The organism is Cognatishimia activa, assembly GCF_001458335.1.
Taxonomy (GTDB): Bacteria; Pseudomonadota; Alphaproteobacteria; order Rhodobacterales; family Rhodobacteraceae; genus Cognatishimia; species Cognatishimia activa.
This window is the reverse complement of the sequence record NZ_CYTO01000026.1, coordinates 1-12,697: the sequence shown is the minus strand read 5'-3', so window position 1 is coordinate 12,697 and position 12,697 is coordinate 1. Positions and strand designations below refer to the sequence as shown.

Annotated in this window: 15 protein-coding genes and 1 pseudogene; 11 read left to right on the top strand and 5 right to left on the bottom strand. The window is 57.7% G+C overall.

Annotation, left to right across the window (positions count from 1 at the left end; translation table 11 throughout):
* Together TA5113_RS16230 and TA5113_RS16225 are read left to right on the top strand one after the other, a co-directional pair.
* Nucleotides 1–400 (top strand): c-type cytochrome (locus tag TA5113_RS16230; protein WP_058316826.1); only part of this gene is annotated, 400 nt, incomplete at its 5' end.
* Nucleotides 400–1,119: a DsbA family protein gene (locus TA5113_RS16225; protein ID WP_058314096.1), complete on the top strand. Its 720-nt coding sequence runs from the start codon at nt 400–402 to the stop codon at nt 1,117–1,119. The genes TA5113_RS16230 and TA5113_RS16225, both read left to right, overlap by 1 nt.
* 8 nt (nt 1,120–1,127) lie before the next feature.
* On the opposite strand, the gene TA5113_RS16220 is transcribed toward TA5113_RS16225, so the two are convergent.
* Nucleotides 1,128–1,322: a heavy-metal-associated domain-containing protein gene (locus TA5113_RS16220; RefSeq protein ID WP_245627119.1), complete on the bottom strand. Its 195-nt coding sequence runs from the start codon at nt 1,320–1,322 to the stop codon at nt 1,128–1,130.
* A 151-nt stretch (nt 1,323–1,473) separates the two neighbouring features.
* Here TA5113_RS16220 and TA5113_RS16215 point away from each other — a divergent pair, with 151 nt between their 5' ends.
* Both TA5113_RS16215 and cueR read left to right on the top strand, forming a co-directional pair.
* A complete protein-coding gene (locus TA5113_RS16215; RefSeq protein WP_058314094.1) occupies nt 1,474–3,984 on the top strand; it encodes a heavy metal translocating P-type ATPase in 2,511 nt (836 codons plus the stop codon).
* 9 nt (nt 3,985–3,993) lie between these two features.
* Nucleotides 3,994–4,383, top strand: a complete 390-nt coding sequence (cueR, locus tag TA5113_RS16210) for a Cu(I)-responsive transcriptional regulator (RefSeq protein WP_058314093.1) — start codon at nt 3,994–3,996, stop codon at nt 4,381–4,383.
* A gap of 2 nt (nt 4,384–4,385) precedes the next feature.
* Here cueR and TA5113_RS16205 read toward each other — a convergent pair whose 3' ends face one another.
* Together TA5113_RS16205 and TA5113_RS16200 are read right to left on the bottom strand one after the other, a co-directional pair.
* On the bottom strand, nt 4,386–6,401 hold the full coding sequence (locus tag TA5113_RS16205) for a protein-disulfide reductase DsbD family protein (RefSeq protein ID WP_082625810.1): 2,016 nt from the start codon (nt 6,399–6,401) through the stop codon (nt 4,386–4,388).
* 187 nt (nt 6,402–6,588) lie between these two features.
* Nucleotides 6,589–7,371 carry a DsbA family protein gene (locus TA5113_RS16200; RefSeq protein ID WP_058314091.1) on the bottom strand — a complete coding sequence of 261 codons (783 nt, stop codon included), beginning with the start codon at nt 7,369–7,371 and terminating at the stop codon, nt 6,589–6,591.
* A 189-nt stretch (nt 7,372–7,560) separates the two neighbouring features.
* Here TA5113_RS16200 and TA5113_RS16195 point away from each other — a divergent pair, with 189 nt between their 5' ends.
* Both TA5113_RS16195 and TA5113_RS16190 read left to right on the top strand, forming a co-directional pair.
* Nucleotides 7,561–8,067, top strand: a complete 507-nt coding sequence (locus TA5113_RS16195; RefSeq protein WP_058314090.1) for a disulfide bond formation protein B — start codon at nt 7,561–7,563, stop codon at nt 8,065–8,067.
* A 174-nt stretch (nt 8,068–8,241) separates the two neighbouring features.
* A complete protein-coding gene (locus TA5113_RS16190) occupies nt 8,242–8,937 on the top strand; it encodes a hypothetical protein (RefSeq protein WP_245627118.1) in 696 nt (231 codons plus the stop codon).
* Nucleotides 8,938–9,454: 517 nt separating this feature from the next.
* Here TA5113_RS16190 and TA5113_RS16735 read toward each other — a convergent pair.
* On the bottom strand, nt 9,455–9,712 hold the full coding sequence (locus TA5113_RS16735; protein ID WP_082625808.1) for a helix-turn-helix domain-containing protein: 258 nt from the start codon (nt 9,710–9,712) through the stop codon (nt 9,455–9,457).
* A 124-nt stretch (nt 9,713–9,836) separates the two neighbouring features.
* A complete protein-coding gene (locus TA5113_RS16175; RefSeq protein WP_058243497.1) occupies nt 9,837–10,088 on the bottom strand; it encodes a hypothetical protein in 252 nt (83 codons plus the stop codon).
* 210 nt (nt 10,089–10,298) lie between these two features.
* On the opposite strand from TA5113_RS16175, the gene TA5113_RS16170 reads away from it, so the two are divergent.
* The 5 genes and pseudogenes from TA5113_RS16170 to TA5113_RS16150 form a co-directional block, all read left to right on the top strand.
* On the top strand, nt 10,299–10,667 hold the full coding sequence (locus TA5113_RS16170; protein WP_058314087.1) for a hypothetical protein: 369 nt from the start codon (nt 10,299–10,301) through the stop codon (nt 10,665–10,667).
* A 43-nt stretch (nt 10,668–10,710) separates the two neighbouring features.
* Nucleotides 10,711–11,325 carry a lytic transglycosylase domain-containing protein gene (locus tag TA5113_RS16165; RefSeq protein WP_058314086.1) on the top strand — a complete coding sequence of 205 codons (615 nt, stop codon included), beginning with the start codon at nt 10,711–10,713 and terminating at the stop codon, nt 11,323–11,325.
* On the top strand, nt 11,322–11,615 hold the full coding sequence (locus tag TA5113_RS16160) for a TrbC/VirB2 family protein (RefSeq protein ID WP_058314085.1): 294 nt from the start codon (nt 11,322–11,324) through the stop codon (nt 11,613–11,615). Before TA5113_RS16165 ends, TA5113_RS16160 begins: the two co-directional genes overlap by 4 nt.
* On the top strand, nt 11,608–11,886 hold the full coding sequence (locus tag TA5113_RS16155) for a VirB3 family type IV secretion system protein (protein WP_058314084.1): 279 nt from the start codon (nt 11,608–11,610) through the stop codon (nt 11,884–11,886). The genes TA5113_RS16160 and TA5113_RS16155 overlap by 8 nt, the downstream gene beginning before the upstream one ends.
* Nucleotides 11,876–12,664: pseudogene (locus TA5113_RS16150) on the top strand (VirB4 family type IV secretion/conjugal transfer ATPase); the annotation flags it as partial. The gene TA5113_RS16155 and the pseudogene TA5113_RS16150, both read left to right, overlap by 11 nt.
* Nucleotides 12,665–12,697 lie beyond the last annotated feature (33 nt).

The window sequence follows — 12,697 nt, the reverse complement described above, 5'->3', positions numbered from 1 at the left end:
GTCAAACTCCGCGAGCGCCGGCCCGGTCGACATAGCCGCAGGTGAGATCCTTTACGCGGAAAACTGCGCCGCGTGCCATGGTGCAAACCTAGAGGGCGAGGAAGACTGGCGCACGCCGCGCGAAGATGGAAGCCTGCCAGCTCCTCCGCACGACGCGACCGGACATACATGGCATCATCCTGACAGCATGCTTTTTACCTACACCAAGCAAGGGGGCCAGGCGACGCTCGCCGCGCAAGGCATTGAATTCAACAGCGGCATGCCGGGTTTCGGCGAACAACTGAGCGACGAGGACATCTGGAACATCCTCGCATACATCAAATCAATCTGGCCGGAGCGTGAACGCGCCGCGCAGGCCGATCGAACGGCACAGGACATAGCGTCAAAAGGAGACGGGTAATGAAGAGATTTTTAGCCACCGCTGCACTTGTGATGCTTCCCATCACTGCGATGGCAGACGGCATGGACGAAGACCGGATCAAGGAACTGGTGCTGGAAGCCATTCGCGAGAATCCGGGCATTGTATTCGAGGCCGCCCAATTGTTCGAAGAGCAGCAACAAGCTTTGCAGGCGCAAGCCGCAGCGGAGGTTCTCGATACTGAAAAAGCCACGCTTGAAAATGATCCAAACGCACCCGTTCTGGGCAATCCCGAGGGCGATGTCACGGTTGTGGAATTCTTCGATTACAACTGCCCATATTGCCGTAGGGTCAAACCTGAAATGGAGGCACTGCTTGCCGCCGATCCCAACGTCAGGGTTGTGTATCGAGAGTGGCCGATTTTGGGGGAGGGTTCGGTGTTTGCTGCCCGCGCGGCATTGGCTTCGCGCAATCAGGACAAGTATGAAGAATTCCACTGGGCAATGATGCAGTTAAAGCAACGCGCTGAGGAAGCAACGATTATCCGCGTTGCGGAAGACATCGGCCTTGATGTTGCACAGCTGCGTCGCGACATGAACGCACCGGAAATTGAAGAGCACATTCAAACTTCCATGCGGCTTGCGCAATCGCTGGGGTTCAGTGGCACACCTTCATTCGTGATCGGCGACAGTCTTGCGCCGGGCCTGATTCAGGCGGACCAGATGATCGAACTTGTCGATCAGGCCCGGGCCGCCGAATAAGGACAAGCCTACGCGACTGAAGCGTCGTAGCCTGCGTCAACGATGGTTTGCCGCACGGCGGCCTGTTCCAATGTGCTTTGGACAGTGACGAGGTAAAGGTCCAGATCGGTCGCAATGACGGCCGACGGGCCTTTCGCTTTGATTCCCTTTTCAATAGCGGAAATGCAGTGTCCACAGGTCATTTTCGGGACGGAAAAAATCATGAGGGTCTTCATTTGCAACTCGACCTGACTGTTGCTGGTTCCACTGGCGGGAAGGTCAAGACACTTTTGACCGCAAAAAATTTGGTTCCCCTCTTGAGCTTCCTGTAACTGGAAGCCTTAGATTGAAAGCAACTTGGTAGAGGATGCTTTGATGACTGGTTCCAGTTCCATACAGCTTTCAATCACCGGGATGAGCTGTGCGTCATGTGTGGTAAGGGTCGAGAATGCCCTGAATGATGTACCTGGTATTTCGGGCGCAAGCGTGAACCTTGCCAATGAGGCGGCGCGGTTCGAAAGTGATGCTCCTGCCGCCACAGGTGCCGCAATCGAGGCCCTGTCAGCTGCTGGCTATCCGGCCAGAACGGCCCGGGTCACGTTGAATGTGGGGGCGATGTCCTGCGCATCCTGTGTGGGTCGGGTTGAACAGGCCCAAAAGGCCGCGCAGGGTATTTTGGACGTGGCCGTCAATCTCGCTGCCGAAACGGCGGCAGTCCGCTATCTGCCGGATGTCATCACACCTAAAGAAATCGCCGGGATCAGCACGGCTGCAGGATACCCTGCCGAAGTTGCAGATGCAGATGCACGGGTCAGCCGATCGGAACGCAAGGCCGACGAGGCACAGGCACTGGCGCGCCGCGTCGTATTTGCCGCTATCCTGACCGTTCCGATGTTCATTCTGGAAATGGGCAAACACACAATCCCGGGCTTCGAGGCCCTAGTCGAGCGTACAATCGGCATCCAGACCTCTTGGTTGATCCAGTTCACACTTGCTACGGTGGTTCTGTTTGGACCGGGTTGGCGCTTTTTCGAAAAAGGCATTCCGGCGTTGCTCAGACGTGTTCCGGACATGAACAGCCTTGTCGCACTCGGCACGGGTGCGGCATGGAGCTATTCAGTCGTGGCGACGTTTTTGCCCGACCTGCTGCCCGACGGCGTTCGAGCCGTTTATTTTGAGGCGGCTGCGGTCATTGTCGTGCTTATCCTGCTGGGGCGCTTTCTGGAAGCCCGCGCAAAGGGTAAGACCGGTGCCGCCATACAGGCGCTTTTGGGCTTGCAGGCAAAGACAGCGCGGGTTCTGCGCGACGGACAGGCCAGCGAGGTTGAGATCGAGGCACTGCGGATCGGGGATCTGGTCCTGGTGCGTCCCGGTGAAAGGGTGCCCGTCGATGGCGACGTGGCAGACGGGTCAAGCAATGTCGACGAAAGCATGATCACTGGCGAACCCCTTGCCGTTCCGAAAACGGCGGGCAATCCAGTGACCGGCGGCACCGTGAACGGAATCGGTAGCCTGACCATCGCGGCCACTCGGGTCGGGGCCGATACCACGCTCGCCCAGATCATTCGTATGGTGGAAGAAGCGCAGGGCGCGAAGCTGCCTATCCAGGCGTTGGTGGATCGTGTGACGATGTGGTTCGTACCAGCCGTTTTGGTTTTGGCGATGGCGACGGTGAGTGTCTGGCTTCTGGTTGGCCCTGATCCAGCCCTGACCTTTGCCCTGGTCGCCGGCGTGTCCGTTTTGATCATTGCGTGCCCCTGTGCCATGGGATTGGCCACGCCCACCTCAATCATGGTGGGCACCGGGCGCGCCGCTGAAATGGGGGTTTTCTTTCGCAAGGGAGATGCGCTGCAACATCTGGACGAAGTTGATATTGTTGCGCTCGACAAGACGGGAACCGTCACACAAGGTCAGCCAAGCCTGACCGATCTCATTACGACTGATGGCTTTGATCGTGCAGAGACACTCGCCCTCATCGCATCTGTCGAAGCGCAATCCGAGCATCCCGTGGCCGAAGCCATTATGAAGTCTGCGGAATACGAAGGCGTGTCCTGGCCGGATGCAACGAATTTCCGGTCCGTGACGGGATACGGCGTTGAAGCTCTTGTTCGGGGTCGCAAAGTATGTGTCGGCGCCGATCGCTTCATGGCACAGCAAGGCATCGACATTGGCCCGTTGGAAGATCGGGAGCGGGCATTGGCTGACAAGGGACGTACCGCGCTCTTTGCCGCCGTTGATAGATCCCTTGCGGCAGTGATTGCTGTTTCTGACCCGGTTAAATCCTCCAGCGCCGATGTCATCAGTGCCCTGCATGATCGCGGAATCAAAGTCGCCATGATCACTGGCGACAAGAAGGCCACGGCAGACGCGATTGCCCGCGAAGTCGGGATCGACCACGTCGTTGCAGGGGTGCTTCCAGATGGAAAAGTTGCAGCGCTGGATGAGCTTCGGGAGGGTAATCGCAAGATCGCCTTTGTCGGCGATGGCATCAACGACGCACCAGCGCTGGCCCATGCCGATGTCGGCATCGCGATCGGAACCGGCACGGATGTGGCCATTGAAAGTGCCGACGTGGTGTTGATGTCCGGGGACTTGCGCGGCGTGGTGAACGCCATTGAAGTGTCTCGCACGACCATGCGCAACATCCGGCAAAACCTCATCTGGGCCTTTGGCTATAATGTTGCGCTTATCCCTGTTGCGGCGGGCGCACTCTATCCCGGCTTTGGGCTGCTGTTGTCACCCGTCTTTGCCGCCGGGGCCATGGCGCTGTCTTCGGTATCGGTTCTGAGCAATGCGCTTCGTCTGCGCCGTATCAAACCGACGATGGCAGAAGGTGACGCGCCCCATCAACCCGCAACGAAACTCACAACGCAGCCAGCAGAATAGGAGACCAAGGTGAATATCGGGGAAGTATCAGAACGCGCGGGCTTGCCACCAAAGACAATCCGCTACTACGAGGATATCGGTCTTGTTCGACCGCTGCGCAGCGATAACGGGTACCGCGCCTTTCGGGAGAGCGACATTCACAAGCTGGCGTTCCTGGGCCGTGCCCGAACACTGGGTTTTTCGATTGAAGATTGCCGCACGCTTCTTGGTCTATATGAAGATGAGACGCGGGAAAGCGCGCAAGTAAAATCGGTCGCGAAAGAGCATCTTACGGCCATTGACAGCAAAATCGCCCAACTCAAGTCAATGCGAAAGACGCTATCGCACCTCGTTGACGCGTGCCAAGGCGATCATCGGCCAGACTGTCCTATACTGGAGGACCTCGCCAAAGGATCCTGACCTTATTTGTCTACGGCGAGCGCGGCGGCGTCCAATGCGTTTAGAACAGCGTCAGATGTCAGGACTTCGGACAATATGATCCCGTCCGGCGCATTCGGCCCATAGACGATGTTAAAGGGTATCCCAAACCTGTTGTGGGCCTCCAGATATCGCGAAATATCGGGATTGGGCCGCGTCCAGTCGGCCTGCATTGCGACGACTTTTTCGTCTCGCAATCGGCCAACGACCGGCACTCGGTCCAGAACAAGCGTCTTGTTTGCCTTGCAGGTCAGGCACCAATCTGCGGTGACGTCGACAAAGACCGTCTGGCCCTGAGAGATCAGTCTTGGGATTTCGGAGCGGTCGAATGTGACCCAATCCTGACCAATCTCTTTTATCGTTGGCGGGGGGGCCATGGTACCCGGAAGTGCAAGGCTGAGAACGGCAACGGCAGCCAGCGCGGCAGGTCGCGTAAATCTCCCTGGCAGCCGAATGGTGGCAAAGAGAACGAAGAACACTGCAAGTACTAGAACCGAGACGGCAACCCGGACTCCCGACACGCCCATCAGGACCCAGAGCAGCCAGATCGCGGTGCCCGCCAAAAGACCGGCAAGCACCCACTTAACGACAAGCATCCATCGGCCGGGCTTGGGCAACAGTCGGACCATGCCGGGCTTCCAGGCAAACAGCAGATAGGGCAGGGACAGCCCAAGGCCCAAAGCCGTGAACACAATGATGACATCAATTGGGCGACCGGACAGGGCAAAGGCCACCGCCGTCCCAAGGAAGGGGGCTGAACAGGGCGTTGCCAGTACCGCAGCAAAGGCACCCGTCGCGAAATCCCCGATGTAACCGTCCCGACCGCTTGATCTGGCCAGCCGCGACTGTAACCCGGAAGGCAGCGAAATCTCGAATATCCCGAACAGATTGGCGGCAAAGACAGTCAGGACCAGAAACATGATTGTCAGGAAAATAGGGTTTTGGAATTGCAGACCCCATCCCACCGTGATCCCGACGGACTGCAAGACCAAAATTCCAGCGGACAGCACCCACATGAACACCAGCACGCCAAGCGCCGACATCAGGAATCCGTTCCGAACCTCGTGTGATGGTTTGTCTCCATGATTGAGAACCGATGTCAGTTTGATGGACAGGACGGGCAGAACGCAGGGCATGACATTCAGGATCAAACCACCGAGGAGAGCAAAGGCGGCGATCGCCAGTATCTGCGCCAGATCAGGCAGGTTCGCCACAAGCTCGAAAGGCGCATCCGGGACGGTATTTGACCACTCAGGCATGGCCGTCACGGCGCGTGACCCGTCTGTCACCGTAACTTGCAACGGTGGCAATTGTTCTTCACTGGCCAAGAGGGGCAATTTTGCCCAAAGTTCCGTTCCCGCGTTATTCGTTCGGATGTCCGGCTTTCCGAAGGTAAATGTCGGTCCCATTTCCGGGAATACGTCCGGGTTCACAAAGGCGTTTGCACTGCGCGCTGTGACGTAGAGCGCGCCATCGGCGATTACAGCCGTCTCGACCTCGATGTCAGCCGCATCGGGACCAAGCGGCACCCGTTCGGCAAACTCGGAGATAAGCGCAGCGGAGGCCGCATCAATTCCAGCGCCAGCCGGGATCGTCAGAGCTAGGTTGAAATCATGGGGCACGCACACGGTCGAGCAGGTTAACAGCGTGACTCCCGCCTGAAGCTCGACCGCCTGTCCGGCTGTTTCAAGAACCGCCTGGATGGGAAGGACAACACGTTTGTTGTACCCGAAATTCTCGATCCCGAATGCTGTGAAACGCTCAGGCGCAGGCCAGAGTATCTGTGCCGTCGCCAGGTTTGTCGATCCATCCCACGAGATTTCAGGCGGCAGACCGACCTCGCCGGGTGAGCGCCAATAGGCTTTCCAGCCCTCGGCCAGCTTGATGTCGAGGCCGAGTGACAAAGTTCCGGAATTCGTCGCAACGCCATTTTCGACAGAGATAAGCCGCGCTGAAATCGCCGTGTTCTCGTAAGTATCAGTTGACGCTGCGACGCTCATGGATGCCCAGAGACACGCCATCAACGCCAAAACAAGACACCACGGGGCTCGCAACATCATTTGGGGCGCTTTCGTCGTTGTTGCTCAAAAGCAGGCGCAGATCCCTGGGCCAACCTATTGGCGGCGGAATTTTTGCGACAGTTCCTAAGGCCCCGAAGGAGACGGGCATGGCAAATCCAATTAGGCTCTACACTGAAACACATACCACGCCCCAACCTTCTTCGCGTTCCAGTTCGACGATCTGTCCGATCATTTTGTCGCTGATCTGGCCTTGAACGACGGTACGACCAATCACAAGCGCAGGTGTGCCTACAAAGGCAAAGACCCGGGCAAGAGCCGCACTATTTTCCAGTTCTTGGGCAATCTCGGCGCTTTCCATGTCGGCAACCAATTGGGTGCCATCAACACCAAGATCATCCGAAAGTCGACGGAGATACTCGGGCGTTGCTTGAAATGGGCTCTTCATCAACCTCTCATGGAACGCGACGTAGGCCCCTTGTCGTTTTGCCGCTAACGCGGCTTTGGCGGCCAGGTTCGAGCTATCTCCGAGCAACGGAAGCTCATGCCATGCGACCACAACCTCGTCATCCATCTCTTGTGACATATCCGCCAGACGTTTGGTTTGCACTCGGCAGAAAGGACAGTAATAATCTGAGAACGAGGCCATCGGAATCTTCGATGCAGTCGTTTCAAGACCCCCATAGAGCGCACCACAAATATCTTCGGAAACCCTCTTCAGGGCCGCGGCTTTCCGTGCTGTCGCCTCAGCACTGTCAACGTTGCCCAAACCTACGAATGGGTCAAATCCGCCTGAAGTCTCTCCCGCCACATATTTTCGAAAACCAATCGGAGTGTCGAGCGGAACGAGTTCGAGCCTTTCGGGCAGCAAAGAGGGCACCGTACGGAGGGCAGTGTAACCCGCTAAGATCGCACCGATCGTCAATAGCGTTGATTGCTTCTTGGTGTCCATCCTCAGCCGTAAATTGGGGTCGCATTGGCGGTCAATCATACCGTCTCAACTTGCGACGCGTCAACTTTACAAACCGATACAATATTATTCGTGAAAACATAGCATTGCGGAGATAGTCAAGCGATCGGAGGTTGAGTGCAAATGCATCTTCAGCCTCTGGCGATATTGCTGTCATGAACGGATTAAAGCTTGAGCTATTCGGGAAAACAAATTGGTCTTCTCGCGGCTGCTGGGTCGGCGGCTTTGCTCTTTGCAGCTTTCGTGTTTCAGGCTTTGGGCTATGCACCCTGCGCGATGTGCATTTGGCAGCGGTATCCGCATGTAGTTGCAATCGGCATGGGTCTGCTTTTGACGATGGGGCTACCGATAATTCCACTCTTGCTCATCGGCGCAGCTTCTGCGGCAACGACTGCGGCACTCGGCGTCTTCCACACGGGTGTCGAACGGGATTGGTGGGAAGGGCCTACGTCCTGTACGGGATCCGGGCTCGACATGAGCTCAATGTCGGCCGAGGACCTTTTGTCTACCGATGGGGCATCTAACTTAGTCATGTGCGATCAGGTGGCATGGGAATTTCTAACTTTGTCGATGGCCAGTTGGAACGCATTGTTAAGTCTGGTGCTTGCGGGGCTATGGGTGTTCGCATTCGCGATGCGTCAAAGTAACAGCGCCGGGCCAAGTCTCACTTCACCATGACCCCTGAGGCTCAGTCGCCAAAAACACCATTCAAGTATCCCAATTTTACATAATAAACCCTCTGCGCCGTTTGTTCAATTATTAACATAAGATTGATTATGCGACTTTATACTTCATGTTGCGATAGTATACTATTGTATGTATGCTGAACTCCTCTCACGGAGGTTCCTCAGCATGCGCCATTTACTCACGAAGCTCCTCCCCTCGGTCGCAGTCGCCTTGACCGTGATAGGTTCTTCTCTACCGATACCCGCCCGCGCGCAGTCCTACCCGATCGATTGCGCGATCCTCTTGTGTCTGTCTGGCGGCTGGCCCGCTTCCGTCCCTTGCGCCCGAGCCCGCGCTGAATTCATCCGGCGGATTACGCCTTGGCCAGTGGAACCGCCGCTGCAAATCTGGCGCTGTCCCATGGGCGCGTCCTATGAGAGCGATCGGCAATCAAACAACGCTGACCGCATCTTTGAAGCCTTGTACCGAACCGACACCCGTCGACCGCTTCAATCCTTGCCAGTAGATAATCTCGTTCTCACCGACCTCGCCCTGCGGCTCGTTCAGGACCGCGCGGACATCGATATCAGCGGGCCAGAGTTCAATTTCGTGCGGTCCATCCGCGTCTTCGATGTACGGTATGCACGACAGCACGAGTCCGGGCGCGATGGGGATTGTAACCGAAGCGCGACCGTGGTCCTCGGCACCTACGGGACCCAAGGCGATTTCTCATGGCAGCGATCTTCGATAACTGCCCTGCCCGAGGCCCATATGGGCCTTGAACGTTGGGGCGAGCATTGCCCTGGCATTTATCACCGATCCGTCTTCGTCGATTGGCGTGACTATGACGGCAACTACGGGTTCGAGCAGGTGAACTACTGACCTGCCGCCACGTAGATTTGTCATGGAAGACGGCTTCTTTGGCTTGCACGACCTCACCGCATACGCTTCGCGGTCCACATGCTGTTTGGCGTTTAGGCAAACACCGCGGGTTCGCTCTGTTCACCCGTCGTCGCTTCTTCCGATCCTCGTCAGCGCATCGAAGTCGATTTCTTGCTTCTGTTCGTCACTTAAATCCGGCCGGGTTTCCGATACCGGCTGGGGCCCTTGGACGTCCCACATCACCGCATGTGATCCTGTGCTCCAGCGATAAACCCAACCAACAACACTGCACCCATCGGTCCCGATCAGATTGGCGATCGCGACGCCCTCACCCTTATCATCGTTCACTGTTTACTGACTTCCTGCACTGTGGCGCTGCGAATTGCGGCGTGGAATTGCAGAGCGTTCACTACGACCGCGCGCCGGACTTCGTTGGTTTTGGCTACCTGGTCCTCGATGAGGGAATGATCACCAGACCGGGAAAATGGGTTCCGGTTTTCTCAACAATTCATTGGCTTCAAATCCTGTGGTCGGGCTCCGTGGCGGCTTCAACGATCGCCAGAACCTCGAACGGGTCAAATCCGATGGCGCGCGCCAGAACGACCAACTCGACAACGTCGACCCGGCGCTGACCGCTTTCAAGGCGGGCGATGAGGGACTGGTGGCATCTGAGCCTGTCCGCCAAGTCTTCCTGGCCAAGGCCCGCATCGATGCGAGCGTCGACCAACGCCTGGCAGAGTGCCACCTGTCCCTTGCTTCTGATTGTCTTTGCCACGCGTCACATACCTTTTGTGACGTCGCTAGCGGATGAAATCTGTTATCTAAAAAGTAGATATATAAGGGTGTTATCGGCGTCTGGTTTCCATGGGCTGCAAGTCTGATGCTCCCGAGGTTGCCCATCAATCCCCTACCAAATGCAGAAATTGGCCGTAGTCCTCACTAACCTCCCTCGCTTCCTCGAAGGCACGGGCCCGTTCGCCGTCGAGGCAACGGAAATAGCGCTGGATATCCTGAATGTAGTCTTCGAAATCGCCACGGATGATGTCCGCATAGTCCCGCGCTGCCTGCGAATCGCTTGGCAGGAAGGGACGGGACGGCGCGAGGCAGGATTCCGCGAAACCCGGCCCAGAGAGGCAGATCAGGAGGGCCATAGCTTGTAATGGGAGCAGGCCTGTCAACCTTGGGTTTCTCAAACCTGTTATCTCCTTGATCGCGGACACTGGCCGTGACTAGTGTTTGCGTAACCAAACTACAGCTAAAGCACGATATTACATCTTGCGGTTGATAGTATACTATCGTAACTCTGGGCTTCAAGTAGGAATGCCTGGGGTCACGCCATTGGAGAAAGCGTGAGCCGGGCCATGAACTGGGACATCGAAGCACCAAATGTGGTTACGGAAGCCAGGTTCCGCGAACTCGTGGAAAGCGGCTATAGCGCAGAAATCCTGTGCCAAGAGTCGGCACATAAGAAAGGCCCCAGCTATTACGGGGTCTGGATCATGCGCGTTGTCTCTGCTGACGGTGTGGAAAAGCTCCTCGTCACCGCACGCACGCGGACGACCTACAACGATATCAAGATCCGCGAGTTCAAGACGATCTCCGGCGTGGTGTCTTTCTTCATTGGCCTTGGCTTTGCGCATGTCGACCTGCCGCTTGAGGCGGGGACAAGCCGTACGCACAAACTTGCGCCGTCAGACAAAGCCCCATCAGACAAGGGCGCTGACAACTAAACTCGTCTGCCTCTGGCTGGGCGCAGCACCTGCCTCCGCGCAAATGGTGCTGGTCATGGATAGCGACGGCTCTCTGACCCCGTCACGGTCTCAGAGCGGTTTTGCCCGGAACTATAATGACGGGATTGGTCAGAGTTCGGCCTCCGATGGGATCGCGATCTTCGGCGAGGTAGAGGCCGAGCAAGAGGGCGTCCAAGTCGCGGCCCTTGCCCGCCCGACTCCCCTGCCCCGCGCCGATGTCCTCTCCGGGATTCAGACCACGGCCTTGCGCTATGCCGGCCATCCCGGCCTGCGTCGCGCGGGGCTTTCCGTGACGGATTGGCTGGCTCTCTATCGAGCCAATATCGAGGTTGAGAGCGCCTACCGGCAGGATGCGATTTCAAGTGCAGGTGCCATTGGCCTTGGTCAATTGATGCCAGCGACGGCGCGTGATCTGGGCGTCGACCCGCGTGATCCGCTGCAGAACCTCGACGGCTCCGCCCGCTACCTCGCGATGATGCTGGAGACGTTCGGCGATCCGCGCCTGGCGCTGGCTGCCTATAACGCCGGACCCGATGCCGTGCGCCTATACGGCGGCATTCCCCCCTACCGAGAAACCCAGAACCACGTGGCCCGCGTGATGGCCGCCGTGACCCGATTGGAAGGATCAAATTCATGAAACAGATTTCAACGCTCTTCATTGCCAGCTTGGCGATATTTCTGGTCATTGCGGAACCGGCCCTTGCCCAAAGCATCGACCTCTCCCCTATTCAGAGCCTGCTGCAGGGCATCGTCGATGCATTGACCGGACCCCTTGGCGTGGTCATTGCGACACTCGCTGTTCTTGGCGTCTTCCTCAGCTGGTTCTTCAACATCATCGATCTCCGCCAGGCACTCTGGGTCTTGGTCGGGATCGCCGGTGTTGCCGCCGCCCCCACCATCGTTGCCGCGGTCTTTGCCGGTGGCTGAGCGCTCGCCTCTCTTTCTGGGCCTCGTGCGGCCGCCCAAACTCCTGGGCCTGCCCATCATGTACGCGATGGTCTGGCTCTTCGGCTCGGTGCTCTTGTTCGTCTGGGTCCAGCACATCGCCGTGCTGGGCGTGGCCGCCCTGCTCTACCCGCTGCTTTGGAAGGCCGCCGATTGGGACCCGCGCTTCATCGACGTGATGATGACGGCATTGCAAGAGACGCCGCCCACGCGGAACAGAAGCATCCATGGCGGGGACAGCTATGCGCCATAATGAAGGCCTGGGCGAAACGCTCGATCCCCGCACTCTGACGCCGAACTGGTATGCGCGCGAAACCCGTCTCGCGCATATGCTCCCATATGTCAGCCTGGTCGATGATCGGACCGTGCGGACGCGGGTGAACGAGCTTTTCAAGTGCATCCGCCTCGACGGGGCCAACAGCTACACGACGGACGATGCCTATCTCGACAAGGTGACGGCGCTCTTTGCCCGGATCATCGCGCAATTGGGACCGGAGTTCAGCTACTATGTCCACAAGGTATCCAAGGCCATCGCACCGGAGCTGGAGCCGGTGCGCGAGGACAGCTTCGCAGGCGAGGTGGACCGGCTTTGGCGCAAGAAACTTGAGACGAGCGGGCTGCGGGACAAGACGCTTACCCTAACGGTGATCCACCGCCCTCCCCCGAAGAGTTTCCTGCCGTTCATGGGCCGCAGCGCGCCGGATCGCTTCAAGGAAGAAACCCAGAAACGCCTGCGCCGCCTGGGCGAGGCCGTGAATGTCTTCCTCTCGGGCCTGACGGAGCTGAATCCGCATGTCCTTTCCGCGAAGAGCGGCGAGCTCATCGGCTTTCTCGGGGCGCTCAACACGGGGACAGAACTGCCGCTCTATCCCGCCAATACATACGGCTTCCTGTCCTTCAACGTCGCTAACACCCGCGTGACCTTCCTCGAGGATCATTTTGAGCTTTCCGAAGGCGTCGTGGGGCATCGCTATGGCAAGAGCTTCACCATCGGGGAATACTCCGAGGCCACCTCCTGCACGATGTTTGAATAGCCCCTAGTTTCCTAGACGCCTTCTTGTTTG